Origin of the sequence: Candidatus Poriferisodalis sp., from assembly GCF_965219595.1 — a bacterium.
In the GTDB taxonomy this organism is placed as follows: domain Bacteria; phylum Actinomycetota; class Acidimicrobiia; order Acidimicrobiales; family Poriferisodalaceae; genus Poriferisodalis.
Genome location: NZ_OZ244781.1, coordinates 849108 through 868204, shown reverse-complemented (window position 1 = coordinate 868204; position 19097 = coordinate 849108). Strand labels below are relative to the sequence as shown.

The 19097-nt window shown below is 66.9% G+C and carries 15 protein-coding genes; 13 read left to right on the top strand and 2 right to left on the bottom strand.

What is annotated here, in order from left to right:
• The first annotated feature begins 84 nt into the window (after positions 1-84).
• The 9 genes from ACOQPE_RS03590 to ACOQPE_RS03550 all read left to right on the top strand — a co-directional run bounded on the left by ACOQPE_RS03590 (position 85) and on the right by ACOQPE_RS03550 (position 10715).
• Positions 85-708 (top strand): LytR C-terminal domain-containing protein, encoded by a 624-nt coding sequence (locus ACOQPE_RS03590; RefSeq protein ID WP_419916717.1) that lies wholly within the window; start codon positions 85-87, stop codon positions 706-708.
• Positions 709-721: 13 nt separating this feature from the next.
• The gene (locus tag ACOQPE_RS03585) at positions 722-1795 is read left to right on the top strand and encodes a glycerate kinase (protein ID WP_420610544.1); all 1074 of its coding nucleotides are present in this window, start codon (positions 722-724) and stop codon (positions 1793-1795) included.
• Between the two features lie 190 nt (positions 1796-1985).
• The gene (groL, locus tag ACOQPE_RS03580; RefSeq protein WP_419916715.1) at positions 1986-3605 is read left to right on the top strand and encodes a chaperonin GroEL; all 1620 of its coding nucleotides are present in this window, start codon (positions 1986-1988) and stop codon (positions 3603-3605) included.
• A 131-nt stretch (positions 3606-3736) separates the two neighbouring features.
• Positions 3737-4585 (top strand): formate dehydrogenase accessory sulfurtransferase FdhD, encoded by an 849-nt coding sequence (gene fdhD, locus ACOQPE_RS03575; RefSeq protein ID WP_420610543.1) that lies wholly within the window; start codon positions 3737-3739, stop codon positions 4583-4585.
• A gap of 18 nt (positions 4586-4603) precedes the next feature.
• Positions 4604-5296, top strand: a complete 693-nt coding sequence (locus tag ACOQPE_RS03570) for a chlorite dismutase family protein (protein ID WP_420611348.1) — start codon at positions 4604-4606, stop codon at positions 5294-5296.
• A gap of 160 nt (positions 5297-5456) precedes the next feature.
• Positions 5457-7499: a hypothetical protein gene (locus ACOQPE_RS03565; protein ID WP_420610542.1), complete on the top strand. Its 2043-nt coding sequence runs from the start codon at positions 5457-5459 to the stop codon at positions 7497-7499.
• Positions 7496-8500: a hypothetical protein gene (locus tag ACOQPE_RS03560; protein WP_420610541.1), complete on the top strand. Its 1005-nt coding sequence runs from the start codon at positions 7496-7498 to the stop codon at positions 8498-8500. The genes ACOQPE_RS03565 and ACOQPE_RS03560 overlap by 4 nt, the downstream gene beginning before the upstream one ends.
• Entirely contained in the window at positions 8500-9288 is a 789-nt protein-coding gene (locus ACOQPE_RS03555; RefSeq protein ID WP_420610540.1) for a hypothetical protein, read from the top strand. The genes ACOQPE_RS03560 and ACOQPE_RS03555 overlap by 1 nt, the downstream gene beginning before the upstream one ends.
• A gap of 53 nt (positions 9289-9341) precedes the next feature.
• Positions 9342-10715 (top strand): DNA cytosine methyltransferase, encoded by a 1374-nt coding sequence (locus tag ACOQPE_RS03550; protein WP_420610539.1) that lies wholly within the window; start codon positions 9342-9344, stop codon positions 10713-10715.
• Positions 10716-10768: 53 nt separating this feature from the next.
• Here the strand turns inward: ACOQPE_RS03550 and ACOQPE_RS03545 are convergent, their stop codons facing one another.
• Positions 10769-11779 carry a ParA family protein gene (locus tag ACOQPE_RS03545; protein ID WP_420610538.1) on the bottom strand — a complete coding sequence of 337 codons (1011 nt, stop codon included), beginning with the start codon at positions 11777-11779 and terminating at the stop codon, positions 10769-10771.
• Positions 11776-12978 carry an RNA-binding domain-containing protein gene (locus ACOQPE_RS03540; RefSeq protein WP_420610537.1) on the bottom strand — a complete coding sequence of 401 codons (1203 nt, stop codon included), beginning with the start codon at positions 12976-12978 and terminating at the stop codon, positions 11776-11778. Before ACOQPE_RS03540 ends, ACOQPE_RS03545 begins: the two co-directional genes overlap by 4 nt.
• A gap of 367 nt (positions 12979-13345) precedes the next feature.
• Here ACOQPE_RS03540 and ACOQPE_RS03535 point away from each other — a divergent pair, with 367 nt between their 5' ends.
• From ACOQPE_RS03535 to ACOQPE_RS03520, 4 genes are read left to right on the top strand one after another with little or no spacing between them, the layout of a single operon-like run.
• Positions 13346-15199 (top strand): acyl-CoA dehydrogenase, encoded by a 1854-nt coding sequence (locus tag ACOQPE_RS03535; RefSeq protein WP_420610536.1) that lies wholly within the window; start codon positions 13346-13348, stop codon positions 15197-15199.
• A gap of 19 nt (positions 15200-15218) precedes the next feature.
• On the top strand, positions 15219-16109 hold the full coding sequence (gene larE / locus ACOQPE_RS03530) for an ATP-dependent sacrificial sulfur transferase LarE (RefSeq protein ID WP_420610535.1): 891 nt from the start codon (positions 15219-15221) through the stop codon (positions 16107-16109).
• 25 nt (positions 16110-16134) lie between these two features.
• Positions 16135-16755, top strand: coding sequence for a hypothetical protein (locus ACOQPE_RS03525; protein WP_420610534.1), 621 nt, complete (start codon positions 16135-16137; stop codon positions 16753-16755).
• Entirely contained in the window at positions 16752-19097 is a 2346-nt protein-coding gene (locus ACOQPE_RS03520) for a [protein-PII] uridylyltransferase (RefSeq protein WP_420610533.1), read from the top strand. The genes ACOQPE_RS03525 and ACOQPE_RS03520 overlap by 4 nt, the downstream gene beginning before the upstream one ends.

Sequence of the window (19097 nt, the reverse complement as noted above, 5' to 3'; positions counted from 1 at the left end):
GTCTGGCTCTCACGGTCGGGGTCCGTTTCGCAAACTACTGAGGGGTACACCCGGCAGCGCATCTTTCCTTCTACGCTCACAGCCGTGAATAGCCAAGCTGGCGAATCCAACAGCGGCGCCGCAGTGCGCGGGTTGCTGCTGGTGCTGGTTGCCGTCGTCGTGGGAGTGCTGCTGCTCCGCTCGGTCGACGATCCAGACGACACGACCGTGACCGACACAGCCCCGCCTGCCGCACCAGGCGACACACTCCCGACGGCCACAGAGGCGCCCACACCCACGAGCGGCCCCGCCGATGCCGGCGACTCCGGCTCGGGCACGGTCGCCACCGTGGCCACCACCGTCACCGCCGCGCCCGCCACCGACACCACCTCGGCAGGCGCCGAGCCGTTCCAGCCGAGGCCGGCGGCCGAGGTGTCGGTGCAGGTTGCCAACTCCACGACCGTCCGGGGGGCGGCGGGGCGGCTCACCGACCGGTTCAAGACGCTGAGCTACATCACCAAGACGCCCACCAACTACGTGGGGACGCCCATCGACCGGACGCGCATCTACTACCAGCCGGGCTCGCTGCTCGAAGCGCGGGCGATAGCGGGGGTGTTGGAGCTCGACGCCGACAACGACGTGTTCCCGATGCTGGCAGACACGTCAGCCGTGCAAGGCTTCGAGACGCCCGACGTGCTGTTGGCGCTGGGGACCGATCTGGCTGAGTAGCCGAGCAGTCGACATGCGGGTCGTCGCGTGCCCGGACAAGTTCCGCGGCACTGCCTCCGCTGCGGAGGTGGCAGCAGCGATCGCCGATGGCGTGCGCCGGCAGCTCGGCACGCACGTCGAGGTTGTCTGCCTGCCCGTGGCGGATGGCGGCGAGGGCACGCTCGACGCGCTGGGCGGCCCGAATCGCACCTCATTGGTGATCGGGCCTTTGCGGGAACGGACCGAGGCGGGGTGGCGGCTGGAGGGCCACGTCGCGATCGTGGAGATGGCCTGCGCGAGCGGGCTGCTGCTGGCAGGCGGCGCGGAGGGAAATGATCCGCTCGCCGCCACCACCGCGGGCACCGGCGAGCTGATAGCAGAAGCGGTCGCGAGCGGTGCCCGGCGGGTCATCGTGGGCGTGGGCGGCTCGGCCACCACCGACGGCGGGCTCGGCGCGCTGGACGCGATGTCGCCGCTGGCACGCCTCGCCGGCGTCTCGGTGGTGGTGGCCTGCGATGTCCGTACCCGTTTCTGCGATGCTGCGCGCATCTTCGGCCCGCAGAAGGGCGCGTCGGCGCCGCAGATCGAGTTGCTCACCCGCCGCCTCGAGCGGCTCGTGGACCTCTACAGCGAGCGTTACGGCATCGACGTCAGCGAGATGCCGGGCGCAGGTGCCGCAGGCGGCTTGGCGGGCGGGCTCGCGGCCGGCCTCCGGGCCGAGCTGGCACCGGGATTCGATGTCGTCGCCACCGAGGTCGGCCTGCCCGATGCGATCGAAGGTGCCGATCTGGTCATCACCGGTGAGGGACGGCTCGATGCGAGCTCGTTCGACGGGAAGGTCGTGGGCGGCGTTCTGGAGATCGCGGCCGAGGTCGGCGTGCCCGTGGGCGTCGTGGTGGGAGCTCGCGACCCCGATACCGATCTCGCCGACTGGCGCCCGCCGCCTGCCGGCGACGTCCCGGCCACGAGCCTGGTGGTGCTGTCGGAGCGATACGGGGCCGAGCGGTCGATGGACGACACGCTAGCGGCAACCCGCGACGCCGCCGCCGACCTCGCTGCCAGTCTCCTCCCCGCTTCCGCGAGCGTGGACCAGCAGGGAGGCGGTTGAAGGCTTCGCTTCCCGCTCTTGTTCGCTTCGCTCACGGGCCGCTCGGGCCCCGGCTTCGCCTTCGGCTCAGCCTCCGGGGTTGGCGGTTAGCACTCTCATCTCTAGAGTGCTAACGGCTGCTGCGAACGCAGCGGCATCGTGACGCCCAGTCACCCCTTCCGAGAGTCACCTGAGACAGGAGCCAGCCGATATGGCCAAGATGATCACGTTCGACGACGAGGCCCGCCGCGCACTCGAGTCGGGCATGAACCAGCTCGCCGACGCCGTGCGCGTCACGTTGGGGCCCAAGGGCCGCAACGTCGTGCTCGACAAGAAGTGGGGCGCGCCCACCATCACCAACGACGGCGTGTCCATCGCGAAGGACATCGAGCTGGAGGACCCGGTCGAGCGCATCGGGGCCGAGCTGGTCAAGGAAGTCGCCAAGAAGACCGACGACGTGGCCGGCGACGGCACCACCACGGCCACCGTGCTGGCGTGGACCATGGTGCGCGACGGCCTGCGCAACGTGGCCGCCGGCGCCAACCCGATGGCCGTCAAGCGGGGCATCGAGGCCGGTGTCGACGCCGCTGTGGGCGCCATCGAGGACATGTCGATCAGCGTGACCGACTCCAAGACCCATGTGGCCCAGGTGGCGGCCATCTCCGCTGCCGACGGCGACATCGGCCAGCTGATCAGCGACGCATTCGACAAGGTCGGCAAGGACGGCGTGATCACCGTCGAGGAGTCGCAGACGTTCGGCCTCGAGATGGATCTGGTCGAGGGCATGCGCTTCGACAAGGGCTACATCTCGCCCTACTTCGTCACCGATCCCGACTCGCAGGAAGCGGTGCTCGACGACGCGTACCTGCTGTTCATGCAGGGCAAGATCTCCGCGGTCCGCGACGTGCTGCCGGTGCTCGAGAAGGTCACCCAGGCGGGCAAGCCGCTCGTGATCATCGCCGAGGACGTCGAGGGCGAGGCCCTCGCCACGCTGGTGGTCAACAAGATCCGCGGCACGATCCGCTCGGCGGCCGTGAAGGCCCCTGGGTTCGGCGATCGTCGCAAGGCGATGCTGGCCGACATGGCCATCCTGACCGGTGGCCAGGTCATCAGCGAGGACGTCGGCCTCAAGCTGGAGAACACCACGCTCGACCTGCTGGGCACGGCCCGGCGCGTGGTCGTCACCAAGGACGAGACGACCATCATCGAGGGCTCCGGCGACGAGTCCGAGGTGCGCGGCCGGATCGAGCAGATCAAGAACGAGATCGAGAACACCGACTCTGACTACGACCGCGAGAAGCTGCAGGAACGGCTGGCGAAGCTGTCCGGCGGCGTGGCGGTGCTGCGTGTCGGCGCGGCCACCGAGGTCGAGCTGAAGGAGAAGAAGCACCGCATCGAGGACGCGGTCAGCACCACCAAGGCGGCCATCGAGGCTGGTGTGGTGGCCGGCGGCGGTGTCACGCTGGTGCGTGCCGAAGAAGCGGTGCGCTCTGTTGCGGACGGCCTCGACGGCGACGAGTCCACCGGTGCGCGGCTCGTGGAGCGCGCGCTGGCCGGACCGCTGAAGCAGATCGCCGAGAATGCCGGCCTCGAAGGCGGCGTGGTGGTCAGCCGGGTGCGCGAGCTCGACGGTGCCATGGGCCTCAACGCTGCCTCCGGCGAGTACGAGGACCTGGTTGCGGCGGGCGTGATCGACGCTGCCAAGGTGACGCTGTCGGCGCTGCAGAACGCCTCGTCGATTGCCGCGCTGTTCCTCACCACCGAGGCTGTGATCTGCGACGAGCCCGATGCCGGCGGCGGTGCTCCCGGCATGCCGGACATGGACTTCTAGCGGAAGCCTCCCCAAACCCCCAAAGAACAGCCCAACCCAATCGAACCGGCCCGGGTCCCCCACCCGGGCCGTTTCGCGCCCGCACCCGATGTCTGACTGAGCCGTGCGGGGGGTGCCGGTACCCTGACCGGATGCGGCGGGGGCGCACGATGCGGGTGCTGGTGGACCGGCTGCGGCAGGGCGAGTGGCGGCGGTCGCCCGATGAAGTCGTGGTGGAGGAGCCGCTCGAGATCCGCCTCGACGGGCACATGGTGGCCACCACCATGCGCACGCCCGGCCACGACTACGAGTTGGCGGCGGGGTTCTGCGCAGGTGATGGGCTGCTCGGTGATGCGGCAGTGACGGGGGTGCGTTACTGCGGCGAGGGTCCTGCGGCCGAGTTCGAATACAACGTCGTCACTGTGGAGACCGGCGGCAAGGCGCCGGTGCCGACGCCCCGTCTCGGCAACGTCAGCGCCGCCTGCGGGATCTGCGGCAGCACCACCATCACCGACATGGCCGCCCGCCTGGGACCGCTGGTGGGCACCCGTCAATTCAGCATCGATGCGGTGAGCGGGGCCTTGGCTGCAGTGCCCAATGCGCAGGAGATGTTCGGCCGCACCGGCGGGCTGCACGCCGCTGCGACTTTCGACGCCGAGGGGCGCATCGACGTGCTGCGCGAGGACATCGGGCGCCATAACGCCGTCGACAAGGTGATCGGGAGGCGACTCCTCGACGGGCGTGACGATGCCGGCGCGATGGCCCTGTTCGTGAGCGGTCGGGCCAGTTTCGAGATGGTGCAGAAGGCGTGGGCGGCGGGGATCGGCACCCTCATCGCCGTCAGCGCCCCCAGCTCGCTGGCCATCGAGTCGGCGCGGGCTGCGGCCATCACGCTGGCAGGCTTCGCACGCGGCGACGAGCTGAACGTGTACAGCGGCAGCCTGGCAGGGGTTCCCGAGCGTCTCGGGGACACCGCCGCACCTGCCGGGGCCCGTCCCTAGGCTGCGCGGGTGTCACAGATGCCGGAGGTGACGACGTCGGTCGGGTGGGGGGTGCTGCACCTGTTCTGCAAGCTGACCCCCGCTGCGGACCGCTCGGGTGTGCTGGCCGCCGTCGAGGCCACTGCCGACAGCGACCACCAGGTGCTGACCGTGGCCGTGCTGGGACACAAGGCCGATGTCGGCTTCATGGCGCTGGGGCCCGACCTGTGGCGGCTGCGCAACCTGCAGACGCAGCTCCAGCAGGCCGGACTCGAGGTCGCCGACAGCTATGTCTCGATGACCGAGGTGAGCGAGTACGCGCCCGACCTGCCGCCCGAGATGAAAACGCCACGGCTCTATCCCCAGTTGCCGCCCGAGGGCAAGCGGGCCTTCTGCTTCTACCCCATGTCGAAGAGCCGTGACGCAACGGGCGACGGCAGCGGCAACTGGTTCACACTGCCGTACGACACCCGCCGCGAGCTGATGTACGAACACGGCACGTCAGGCCGCAAGTTCCGGGGCCGCATCCTGCAGGTCGTCACGGGCTCCACTGGCGTCGACGACTTCGAGTGGGGCGTGACGCTGTTCGGCGAGCACCTCGACGACCTCAAAGAGGTTGTGTACACGATGCGCTTTGACGAGGCGAGCGCCGTCTACGGCGAGTTCGGCACCTTCTACACGGGACTCCTCGCCGACACCCCCACGGTCCTCGATCGCATCGGCCTGCGTTAGCAGGCGCAGGCATCCGCGTTGTCGGCAGGCATCTGCATAATCTGTCGCCGATGATGTGCACCGCCGCGAAGGCGCCTCTCAGCACCGCAGTGAAGGCGGAGCACCCCCCCAATAATGCCCTTGCGCTGGACCGGCGCAGTTGCACGGGCAGGTGATTGCGGTGTCGGGCAGCGTTCCCTGGTTCTGGCAAGAGATTGATGCGGGATTCACCGCTGTGAGCGGCGACTTCTCCAAGGAATTCAAGAACGAAACGGTCAAGGAGCCGGGCATCTTCGCAGCGGATCACATTTCTGCCGAGGCCGTATTGCTAGTGCGCGAGGCCATCCAGAATTCTTGGGACGCAGCGCGCGAGCGATACGAAGGGCGTGGGCCGGAGGATTTCGCGGTTCGATTTCGGCTGTACGAACTGGAAGGCGGCGACCGTCAGCGAATTGTTGAAGAGCTTGGACTGGACGACTTGGCCCGGCGGGTTGCCAACGTCCGCGCCGAGCACGGGACTGGCGGTCGCCGGATGCTTGGCCTGAGTGAACGGGACTGCCTGTCGCGCCTTAATGAGGGTGACACGCTACGGCTGCTAGAGGTGTCGGAGGAGCACGGAGGCGGGATGGGTGGTCCTTGGCAGGGAGACCGCTCGAAGCTGTTCAAGGCGATGTGCTCGTTGGGCATCACGCCGTCCACCTCGGGCCGGGGTGGTTCGTACGGATATGGCAAGGCAGGCTTGATTCGAGGTTCGGCGATTCGCACTGTCGTGGCTTACACATGCTTCCCAGATCATCCAGACGACCCCGGCGTGACCCGTCGTCTGCTGGGCATGACCTACTGGGGTAGCCATCAATTGCAGGGCAGCAGCTTCAACGGGACGCGCTGGTTTAGCGACCGAACCGCCGACGGTAAGGGTGTTCCCTATGTGAATCAACATGCCGACGAGGTGGCCCGTCGGATTGGTATCTCGCTTCGCAGCGAGAGCGAACCGGCTCAGCTCGGGACCACCTTGCTGGTCATCGAGCCGACAGTTGACGCCGATGGCTTGTTGCGCGCTACCGAGCGTTTTTGGTGGCCGGCGCTGTGTGACGACGAATTGGCGTTTGAGGTGTCGGTCACCGATGAGACGTCCGATGGCCGCGAGTGTCACCCAAGGCCCAAGCAGAACTCCGACCTGAAGGCGTTTCTGGACACGTTTGGCAACGCGCTAATGCCGCCGGGTACGAAGCGGGAGCGCCACCGAGAGCACCGCTTAGGTTCGATTGATGGCGTCAAGCATCCGGGCACGGTTGCATTGGCAAGCGATCCAGACGGTTGGTCGTTTCCAAGTGTTGGACCCAGCTGGGGAACTGGTGTCATCTCAGGAGATACGGACCAGGCCGATGACACCTCAGATGCGGGCGCCAATTCAAGCGACGACTTGACGAGTACAGAGACGGAACATTGCAGTCTGGTGGCCCTCGTGCGTGGGCCGAGAATGGTGGTTGAGTACTTCGAACCGTCGCGCGTAGCGCCACACATTCGCGGCACTTTCGTGGCGTCTGACGAAGCGGACGACATGCTGCGAGATACCGAGCCGAAGGCGCACGACGAGTGGCACGCAGATGCCGGATCTGGCGATGTGCCCGCTGACTCAGCGGCTCTGGCCAAGGCTGTGCTGAGGCGCATCACGAACCACGTCAACCGGTTCCGCAAGGACATCAAGCCGAAGCCCAAGCCCAACCGCGATCTGAAACTCCCAGTCTGGGATGAGTTGGCTCGCCAGCTTGAAGGCAGCGTGCGAGGCCCAGGTCCACCGAGACCGCCCCCACCGGCTCCCCCGAGGTTGCTTTCCATTCATCCCGGCGAGCGCTTGGAGCCTGCACCGAACGGCGGAGTACGCCTGACAGGAAGGGCATCGATCAGCTTCAGCGAACACCACACTCCGACGGTCCCGGAAGGCGACCTCATTGAGGTGCGGGTGCGTTATCAGTTCGAAGGTGCTGATCGCAAAGAAGCTGCTGATGTGGCGCTGCTGGTAACCGGGCCTGAGGAGTTTGAGGAAGTAAGCGGTCGGGTCGGCACATACCGAGGCCGGCTGAGGGCTAATGAGACTGCCAAGTTCGGATATGAGAGTGACCCCTACAACCCGGAATGGTCGGGAGCGCTGAGCGTGGAAGCCGAATTGGTGCCTGTGCAGACGCAGCCTTCGGCTGATGACGGTTTGAGTGACGGCCAGTGAGTAGCGAGAAACGGACGGTTCGCCCGTTTCGGACGGATGCGCGACTTGACGGACTCTTTGCGGGCGCGATTCTCAGCTTCGGACGTGAGCAGTGCCTTTCCGGCGCATCGGTTTCGATTCGTGAGGACTTTGAGCGGTGCACGGTCGCGCTGCACTTGGCGCCACAGGACTGCTTCGCAGATTTTGTGCAACGCCTGCGTGAAGGGGTGATCGGCACCGGGTTGAGGCTCGCGGACACTTGTTTGGTAGTCGCCGCTCGCTCGGGCTACCTCAAGTCCAGTGAAGTTGTCTACTGTCATTCATTGGACGATCCGAGCGCTTTGGCGCGCGTGCCCCGGCTGGACGAATCCGGGACCGGTGAACGACGTGAAGTGTTCCGCGCGGCAACTCACGGCGTAACGGTCGACTGCTACTTGGCGCTCGCACGGACACTGCCCTCGGATCAACGGGTGCCGCTGGTTCCTTGGCGAATCGGCACTTGGCTGTCGCACGCCAGGTTTCGCGTGCGTTGCTGGGAAGACGCGGAGTTGTTCCGGCCCCAGCCGCTTGACCAAGAGAAGCGCACCGAGTTGGGCTTGCCCGAGGGAACGGTCACGTTCGCCGAATTCGACGGTGACGTGGCCGACGCGGAAGCCGATAGCGCCGATGTGTGCACGTTCTGGGTTGATGAGGAACTGCTTCAGACCATCGACGCTCAGGCGCGATCAGGCACGGCGGAGGTTCTGCAACGCTGGCTGTTTGCTGAGTTCGTAGCTGCGGTGCTACATCGCTACGGCGTAGCGGCTCTTGGTACATCGGCGCCTCAGGAACGCATGGACGACATTCGGGACAGCCTGTTCGGCCGGATCGTGCTCCTCTTGGCGGGTCGCGGTGCAGATGACGAACAGCTAGATGCGTTACTGAACACCTGTGTGAATTCGCCCGCTGAGGTCATCGCAGTCGCTCAGGACCGTCTTCGGTTGCGAAGGGCTGCGGTCGCGTCACTCAAGGGCGAAGCCTGATGTATCCCCACTTGCCGCTGCGAACCGCCCTGACGGTGGCCGAGGAACGCATCCGTCAGATGCACCGAGGCGGAAGCGATGTTCTCGAAGATCTGGCGACCGACACGCGCGATGGCATTGGATGGACAGGCATCGGATCACGCATTGACGTGACTCCGCTGGAACATGCACGGGTGCAGATCGAGAATCTCACCGCGGCAGATCGCGATCTCGACGGCACTGCGGCAACATCGGATCAGGACATGGTGGAGGGTGAGGCAGCTTCACTTGTGTACAGCGCAGTCGTCGGCACTGGAATCGAGCCGTCAGCGCTCGACGACCCGGGCTTCTGGCGTTACGTTGCACTGGCTCATGTATGGAACTTTGCTGCGTGGCGAGAGCCCCGCGCTTTCGCGCCCGTGATGGTCGAGAGCGGCACGATCGCGGCGTCAAGAAACCTTGGCGTCTACGTGGACGGTCGCAAACCGGATGAGTGCGTGCCGTTGCGGATGTACCTTCGGGTGCGGTGCTTGGGTGGAGCGGCTCACGCTCACCTGGCCAGCGCAGTACGCCAAGGTACCGATTTCTGGCGCAGCCACATTCTGCGAGTAGTGGCGGGCGAGCACCCGCCCATCGTGCGGGCCCTCGTTCGGCGTCAAGCCGACGAGGCAACTCGACTCAACAGGGACCCTCTGCGCGAGTTCGCCAAGCAGCTAAATCGCACGCTGGTCAACTTGGCACCCGCGATGCTTGACGACACAGCTGCCGACGACTTGGTGGGCGAGCTGTGGGATCGGCAATCGACGTGAGCGTGGTTACGGCACATGGGCGCCTGCTGAGGCGTGTGGTCACTGTCGGTGGCATGCGGCTGGAATCAGAGATAGACCTGAGTGCCGGGGCCATTTTCGGCAGCGAGTCCGCCCATGTCATCGGGCGTGAGGCGCACAGTGACCCGCAAGGCGCGTGGTGGAAGGCAGTACTGGCTGGAGTAAGCCCGTCTGCGTCGAATGGCGGCCGAGGCGAAGATGCCTCACCGCCGATGGCCTCTGTCAAGGAACCTCACTTGCACTCGGCGCATCGGGATGATGTGTGCTCCAAGGATCTGGGCCGGATTCGAACCGTTGATCTGTTCTGCGGTGTCGGCGGGCTGACGGCCGGGGTGGCACTCGCCGGGGCTGAATTGGGACAGCAGATTCGATGCGAACTGGCCGCCGATGCCGATGCCGATGCTCTGGCCGTCTTCGCTCGCAACCATCGCGCTAGACGGCTTGTTGACGAATCGGTACAAGCCCTCGTCGACTACCGCGTACGGGGAGAAGGCGAATCTGCGACCTTCGTTTATGCGCCGGAACTGCTGGATGATGATGTAGCGCAGTGCTCTGCAGGAGTGGATCTGGTAGTCGCAGGGCCGCCATGCCAAGGGCATTCCAATCTGAACAACCACACTCGGCGCAGCGACCGACGGAACCATCTGTACCTCTGCGCGGTGGCATTTGCGCTGGCTTGCCGAGCGCGGGCAGTCGTTATTGAGAATGTCACTTCAGTGATTCACGACAGGGATCGTGTGGTTGACAGCGCGCGTACGTTGCTTGAGGCGCACGGGTACGGAGTCACCGATGGGGTGCTCGCAGCCGACGACATGGGCTGGCCCCAGACGCGTAAGCGACATTTCCTGATTGCCCGTATGCCGGTGGACGGATGCGAGAGCGGGCCGCTGCCGCTCGCTGATGTCGCCGCGGCGCTGCGTGACCCGCATGGCCGGTCAGTGATGTGGGCCATCGGCGACGACCAAGCGATGTCGGGCGACGCGCGCTTGCACGAACTGCCAGAAATCAGCGGTACAAACCGAGAGCGCATCGCCTGGCTGTTTGACAACGACGCCCATGATCTCGCGCTCACCGAACGCCCCGAGTCACATCGTGACGGAACGACGTACGGGGCCTCCTATGGCCGGATGCACGCCGACCGACCTTCGCCCACCATCACCACCGGGTACACCACGCCCGGAAGAGGCCGCTTCGTTCATCCCACCCTGCCACGCACGATCAGCCACGCAGAAGCGGCGCGGCTGCAGGGCTTTCCGGACGTGTACTGCTTTGAGCCAACTGCGGGCAACCCTGCTACGAGCGCGCAGCTGTCGAAGTGGATCGGCAATGCCGTCACTATTCCGCTCGGATATGCGGCGGCGCTTAGCGCCCTGCTGCCAACCCTCGGACGACCCGAACCGCAGCACTAGCTCAACGAGCGATCCCGACGCACCGACAGTGCGGCGAATGTCAACGGAACTGCTTAGTCCAGTTGTGGGCAGGGGACTCCGATTCGGTCTGCGATGGCACAGGCCAGGTCTCGGTAGTCGTAGTAGCAATCGCGGACCGCATTCACATGACCGCCTACAGCACCGTCGGCAGCCTTCAAGAAGAACATGGGCTTGCGAGCATCCTGGGCATACGGCATGAGACTTCTGTAGTTCTTGAGCAACCCGAGGCAGTGCTTGTCATACTCGACTTGTTTGTTTCGACCGCCCGGTTTCTTCAGGACCGCTGAACGGTATTCACCTGGGATGGCATCCATCCATCGCGCATATGCCTTGACCGGTCGGTCCAGACGAACCGCGTGCTGTTGCACCACATAGCCAATTGGTTTCATTCGTCCCGCGGGAAGCTCCAGCGCCTTGAGCCCTTCGGTCATGCGCGCTTGCTCCAGACGCTGCTCCCAACCGTGTCTCCAGGTCGCCAGCGTGGGTCCTAGGTTGTGGAGGCCTTGAAGCGAGAACAGGTCGGGTGCCAGCGGGACGACGACGAAGTCCGCCGCGATGAGGGCAGCTCGGTTGATGGCGCCGAGGTTGGGCCCGACATCGACGAGGACGAGTTCTGCCTCTGCCTCCTCGCGGGCTTGTTGCAGGATGCGGCTAAGCGCCGAGATCACTCGAAAGGCCCGCACATTGCGGTCCAGGCACAGGGGCCACTGACCAGAGAATTCGTCTTCGGCTACTGATAGTGAGAGGTCGCCAGGCACGAGGCTCAGGCCTGGGCGCGGCATGAGTGTTGCGGGGGTGCTGATGTCGCTGATGCCCTCCAGCAGCGGCAGCAAGGCACCGTGAACCGTTTCCCTCGGTGGCGACGGCGACCAGAGATCGTCCATCTCCCATTCGTCAAGGAACATGCTCGTGAGGTTCGCCTGCGGGTCGAGATCGGCCGCTACGACTGTGACGCCCAAGTCCGCGTACATCCATGCGAGGTGGTACACGAGCGATGTTTTGCCAACGCCGCCCTTGTTGTTGAAGAACGCAACTGTGGTCATGTTGCAGGCCTTGTCGTGACGATCACCCGGTCTGGTTCAATGTTGAATTCTGGTGCCGGGTTTCCATTCGCCTCCAGCGTCCGTTTGGCGGCCGGAATGCCGTAGCCGAAGCGCTGCGCGAACCCCAGATGGTGCATCGTCTCTGCGATCAACCTGTTGCGGTAGTCGGTGGATCCACCGCCGATGTTCTCCGCAGTGACGGTGCCGAAGAGACCTCCCGGACTCTCGATTGCGACGCTGTTCCGGTACCAATACAGGCGGATCGGCGCGTGGGTACCGTCATAGTTCCGGTGCATGACGGCGTTGTAGGCGAATTGCCGCAGTGCTTCCACGGGATAGTCCGGAAAGCGCTGGTCGCGGGCCGATGAAGCGATTTCCATGCGGGTTTGAATGTTGAGTTCGATGATCGTGCTCACGGACGAGAGAACATCGGCGAGCGAACCGGAGAGGACTGACTGGCTCAGTATTGGGTCCGTGATTTCATCACCATCGAATCGGACAAATTGAACATATGCGCCTGGCGACCATCGCTGCGGGTCGCGGGCGAAAGCGATCAAGGCGCCGTTAGTCGGATGCTCGCCGTCACTGAGCCGAAGCGAGTGCAGCTGTTCGCTCAGCGTGCGCTGATTCTCGTCCAGCACATCGGATGAGATCGCTCTCGGTAGATACTGGCGCTCAATTTGGTCAAGGTCGAGATCGTCAATGTGTGCGTTGAGCGAAGCCCGCAAATCGAATGGAGTGTCGCTTGAGCGCCGCCGCTCTGCGAGGCGGCGTTCATCGCCTGGCGACGCGAGTCGAACCGTCGGACCCACGCGCACCCAGACACGGCCCTCGAATCGGACTGGCGGCTCGGCAGCAGGCTGGACCGTTACGACCGCGACTTCGCAGCCATTAGGCGTTCGACGCTGCACGTCCATCGACGGGAGCGGCAGCGTCCGCCCGTCGTCGCGCAGGTCCGCGAGACGCTTAAGGAGCTGGTCGTCGACGCTCAAGCCGGCGCATCGCCCATCGTCGGTGACCCCGATCAGAATCACGCCGGGCGTTCCGTGATTCGGAAGATCATTGGCGAAGGCGCAGATGCTCCTGCTCACCTTTTCGGTTGCATTGCCTGACAACGACTGCTTACGTTCGACGAGGTCCGACTCGGGGTCGGTCATCATGGCCGCGAGTTCGTCGTCGGTATACCCGTTCGGCCCCACGTTCGCAGAGTATCTGCCGCACTCGCTGGTTCAGCCTGCAATTCGATCTGTGCAACCCGCGCAGCTCGGCTTTGGGTAGCAAGCTCAGGTAGTGCGATCTCGCTGCGAGGCCCGGCGTCAGCATCATTCTGGTGTTGTGCAAGTGCTACATCGACGGGCGGGATTTCGCTACACCCGAATGGTGGAAGACGGTCCATCTTCTAGCCGGTTCGATTGAGGCCGCGAGCTCGATGGCATCGGATCGCCTGACCCCTGAAGGGCAGTTGCCCTGTCTCGCAGAAGCCTGTTAGGCGCGAGTCGTAGTCTGTTGGCCAGCACATCCGGGCCCTGCTCGGGCTGCCCGGCGAGACCACTCTGCGAGGTTGCGATGTCTGAGTACTCCGCCCCCGTCGACGACATGCTGTTCGTGCTTGAGCATGTGGCCGATCTGGAGGATCTGGCCGGGCACGAACGGTTCGCGCACGCCGACCTGGAGACCGCGAGCGCGCTCCTCGACGAAGCCGGCCGCTTCATGTCTGCCGAGGTGGCCCCGCTGAATGTGCCGGGCGACCAGCAGGGGCTCGACTTCGACGACGGCGTGATCACCCATCCCGACGGCTTCGCAGATGCGTACCGCAAGTTCGTCGACGCCGGCTGGAATGGCATGGCCTTCGACGACGACTTCGGCGGCGGCGGGATGCCGTGGTGCGTCGGATTGGCCGTCCAGGAGATGCTGACGTCGGCCAGCATGGCGTTCAGCCTGTGCCCGCTGCTGACCCAGGGCGCCATCGACGCCCTCACCCACCACGCCGACGAAACGCTGCAGCAGACGTTCCTGCCCAAGATGATCAGCGGCGAGTGGTCGGGCACGATGAATCTGACCGAGCCGCACGCCGGCTCTGACGTGGGCGCCCTCACCAGCCGTGCGATCCCGCAGGACGACGGCAGCTACCTCATTACCGGCACGAAGATCTTCATCACCTACGGCGAGCACGAGCTGGCCGACAACATCGTGCACCTCGTGCTGGCACGCACGCCCGACTCGCCCCCGGGCACCCGCGGCATCAGCCTGTTCCTGGTGCCCAAGTTCTTGGTGAACCCCGACGGCTCGCTGGGGCCCCGCAACGACCTGCGGGCGGTGTCCACCGAGCACAAGATCGGCATCCACGCCAGCCCGACGTGCGTGATGTCCTACGGCGACGAGGGCGGCGCCGTCGGCTATCTCGTGGGCCCCGAGCACGGCGGCATGCGCGCCATGTTCACGATGATGAACAACGCCCGGCTGTCGGTGGGCCTGCAGGGGCTGTCGCTGACCGAGCGGGCGTACCAGCAGGCGCGGGAGTACGCGCTGACCCGCAAGCAGGGGCGGGCGATCGGCGCTGAGCTGCCGCCGGGCGAGTCGTCGCCGATCGTGGATCACGCCGACGTGCGGCGGATGCTGCTGACCATGCGCGCGAACGCCGAGGCCATGCGCTGCGTGATGTACCTGAACGCGGCGGCGATCGACCGCTCCATCGTGGCGACCGATCCCGACGAGCGCGAGCGGGCCGACGAGCTCACCGCGATCCTGACGCCGATCAGCAAAGGCTGGGGCACCGATCTCGGCGTCGAGATGACCTCGCTCGGGGTGCAGGTGCACGGCGGCATGGGTTACGTGGAGGAAACCGGTGCAGCGCAGCACTGGCGCGACAGCCGGATCGCCCCGATCTACGAGGGCACCAACGGCATCCAGGCGGCGGACCTGGCCTTCCGCAAGCTGCCGCTCGGCGGCGGCGAGGCCATGGCCCGCCTCATCGGCGAGATGGGCGCGACGGCGGGGGCTTTGGCCGCCAGTGACGATGCCGATCTGGCTGCGATCGGCGCTGCGCTGGGCGATGGCGTGGCGGCGATGGGCGACGCGGCGATGTGGCTGGGCGGTCAGCTCTCGACGGCGCCGAATGACGTGGCTGCTGGTTCGTCGCCGTTCATGCGGCTCGCCGGCGTTGTGGTCGGCGGTTGGCTGCTGGGCCGCAGCGCGGAGGCGGCCGCCGGGCTGCTGGCAGACCAGGGCTTGACTGTCGTTGATGCCCGCGACGGCGGCACAGCGACGGCCGACGGTGCCGCGTCGCCCCAGTTCTTGGCCGACAAGGTCGCCACCGCTCGCTTCTATGCCGACCAGATCCTGCCGTCGGCTCGCGGGCTGGTGCCCGCGGTCACCGGCGGCGCCGAGATGTTCTACGCCATCCCGGCCGACCGGCTCTGAGCCGCCCGGCGCCGCACTGATGACGTTGGGCGAGGGCAAGAACGGGAGCGGCGAGATGCCCGGCGCTGAGCCCGCCCACGAGTCGATCAAGCGGCTCAGCGGTTTCTTCGAACAGTCGGGGCCGGTGGTGGTGGCATTCAGCGGCGGTGTCGATTCGTCGCTGGTGGCCTGGGCGGCCAACGACGTGCTCGGCGACGATGCGCTCTGCGTGACGGCCGTCTCGCCGAGCCTCGCGACCGACGAGGAGGCCGACTGCGCGGCCCTGGCGGCCGAGTGGGGACTCTCGTGGCAGACCGTCGAGACCGACGAGATGACACGCGCCGCGTACCGAGTCAACGATGCAGACCGCTGTTTCCACTGCAAATCGGCCCTCATGGACCAGCTCGAGCCTTTGGTGGCGGTGCGGGGCGCGACGGTGGTGCTCGGCGTGAACCTCGACGACCTCGGCGATCACCGGCCCGGTCAGCACGCTGCACGCGACCGGGGCGCCCGCTTCCCGCTGGTGGAGGCGGGCTTCACCAAGGCCGATGTCCGGCGGCTCAGCGCCGAGCTCGGCTTGCGCACGTGGGACAAGCCGGCAGCCGCGTGCCTGGCCTCGCGGGTGCCCTATGGCACGCAGGTGACGGTGCCGTTGCTGGCACGGCTGGATCGGGCCGAAGCGGCGCTGCGCCGGCTCGGCTTCGGCCAGCTACGGGTACGCGACTACGGCGACACAGCGCGCATTGAGCTGCCGCTCGACGACCTGGCCGAAGCGATCCAGCGGCGAGAAGCGATCGTGGAGGCGATCAGCGGTGTCGGCTACCGATACGTCACGCTCGATCTAGAAGGCTTCCGCTCGGGCAATCTCAACGGCGCCCTCGCCGACGGCAACTGCGTGGTACCTGCCGCCGCCCAAGAGGCCCACCAATGAGCGCCGGCCTCTCCGGGACCGATCGATGATCGCGACCGACGCCGACGCACCGCCGTCGCCCGTCCCTCCGGTGCCTGGTTCGGCGGACGAAGCCAGCAGGCAGTGCGGTGAAGGTGCTGCCGCGCCGGTGCCGGCATCGGTGGAGGAGGCCGCGACGCTGCTTGCGGATGGGGCGATCGCTGCGCTGCCCGGGTGGGTGGCGCGATGCGTGGCTTGGGCGTGCGAGCGTGCGGGCGTGACTGCGCAGGAACTCAGCGTGCCGGTGCGCGCAGCGGGGCTGCAGTGCGTCGCTGAGATCGGCCCGCCGCTACGCGAGCTGCTTGAGACCGATGTCGACGAGCAGCAGACCACGCCCCTGAGTGTGCTGCGCAGCGCCGTGCGATTCCCGACCGAGGTGCTGGTCGACGGCGGCGTGCCGGCACCCGAGCGTGACGATTTCGATGCTTCCCGTTTCCCTGACGATCCCTACGGACTCACCCCGGCTTCGTTCGCCGACATCGACCCCGATCTCGGCCCGATCGGTATCGCCTGGGGCGCAGCGAAGGCATTCGAAGTGCTGCAGCGTCGGCGCACGGCCGAGCCTGCGAGGCCCGATGACGCAGCCGAGCCTGCGAGGCGCGATCACACAGCAGAGGGGCAACGATGACGGCCTTCGGCGAGCGGCGGGCTGCCCTGGTCCGGACCGCTGACGCAGCCGAGCTGCCGGCGGCGCTGTCCGCGCTGACCGACGCGTGGCTGGCCGAGCGCTTCGAAACGGAAGCTGCAGAGTGCGGGCTGGCGAGCGCGCCGGGGGACAGTGCGAATGGGGTCGGCACGGGCGTGGCGCTCGTGGCCGTCGGCGGTTACGGCCGCGGCGAGCTGTGCCCCGGCAGCGACATCGACCTGCTCCTGCTGCACGACGGCCGCGAGTCGCTGCTGGAGGGCCACGGTGCACTCGGGGACAGCTCGCATGGCGGCAACCTGGCCGACCGCCTGTGGTACCCGATCTGGGACGAGAAGCTGAAGCTGGGCCATGCCGTGCGCTCGCTGTCCGACACGCTCGACTTGGCAGCCTCGGACATCGACACGGCAACGGCGCTGGTCGATGCCCGCCACCTCGCCGGCGACGAAGGCCTGACCGAACGGCTCATCGAGGGAGTGACGGCCGACTGGCGTGACAACGCATCGGGGCGGCTCGACGAGCTGCAGCGCGCGGTGAGCCGCCGGCACAGCCAGAGCGGCGAGGTGGCATTCCTGCTGGAACCCGATCTGAAGACCGGCCGCGGCGGGCTGCGCGACGCGCACGCGATCCGCTGGGCGCGGTTGGCGGGTGCCGAACTCCCAGCCGCCGACAGCGAACGTCTCGCCGAGGCCTACCAGACGCTGCTGCGGGCACGCGTGGAGCTGCATCGCACCACCGGCCTGCGCAGCGACGTGCTGTCGGCCGACGACCAGGATGCCGTGGCCGAGCGATCAGGCGCCATCGACGCCGATGCGTTCGTGGCCGAGATCGCACAGGCCGGGCGCATCATCGCCTTCCTGTCGGACCAGCTGTGGTCGAGCGTCGCCCGCCAGCACGCTGAGCTCGCGGCCCCCGAGGTCGACATCGCCGGGCTGTCGGCGCGCGACGGCGAGCTGGTGATCGACGGCGACCCCGCCACCGATGTCGTGCTGGTACTGCACGCAGCGGTGCAGTCGGCCCGCAGCGCAATGCCGATCAGCCGGGCCAGCCTCGACAAGCTGGCCGAGCGGCAGGCGCACTTCCCGGACCCGTGGCCCCACGGAGCACGAGCGCTCTTCGTCGAGCTGCTGAGCTGCGGGCACAAGGCCATCGACGTCATCGAGACGCTCGACTACTTCGACGTGTGGACGCGGGTGCTGCCCGAGTGGGCGCCCAACCGCAATCGCCCCCAGCGCTCCCGCTACCACCGCTTCACGGTGGACCGGCACCTGCTCGAGGCCGTCGCCGAGGCGGCCCGCTTCACCCACCGCGTGGCACGCCCCGACCTGCTGGTGATGGGTGCGCTGCTGCATGACATCGGCAAGGGCTATCCCGGCGATCACACGCAGGCCGGCATGCGGCTGGCCGGTCCCATCGCCCGCCGTTGCGGCTGGAGCGCCGTCGACGCCGACACGCTGGTGCGCCTCGTGCAGCACCACCTGCTGCTGACCGACGTCGCGACCCGGCGCGACCTCGACGACCCGCTGACCGTGGCCACGGTCGCCCGGGCCGCCGAGACGCCGGAGTTCCTGGAACTGCTGGCCGTGATGACCGAAGCCGACTGCCTGGCCACCGGTCCCATGGCATGGGGGGAGTGGACGTCGAACTTGGTGACCGCCCTGGTCGAGATGACCACCGAGCACATGAGCGGCGCGGACCAGGCATCGCCGGGCCACCGCCGCCTGCTTACCGAAGAGGTCGTGGAGCTGATGGCGGCGGGCGACACGGCGCTGCGAGTGGACGACGATGTGCTGACCGTGGTGGCGCCCGACGAGCGGGGCCTGTTCAGCCGAGCAGCCGGTGTGCTGGCGCTGCGGGGGCTCGACGTGCTGCAGGCCGACGCCTATTCGAGCCCGGCGGGCATGGCGGTGTCGTCGTTCCGGATCGTGCCGCCCGACACGCCGGTGGACTGGGACCGGGTCACCTTCGACGTGCGTCGATCGTTGCGAGGGCACCTGGCGCTGGAGGCGCGTATTGCCGAGCGAGCGCGGGTGTACCGGCGCCGCCGGGCGCTGTCGGCGACCCGGGCCGCCACGAGCATCACGTTCGATGCCGGATCGGCCACCGGGGCCACGATCGTGGAGGTCCGCACCGAGGACCACATCGGCGTGCTCTACAAGGTCACCCGGGTGCTGGCCGAGATGGGCCTCGACATCCGCTCGGCCAAGATCCAGACGCTGGCGAACGAAGTGGTCGACTCGTTCTACGTGGTCGGCCCCGACGGGCCGGTCATCGACGAGGCGCACCAGCGAGAAGTAGAGCTGGCCCTGCGCCACGCCCTCGCCTAG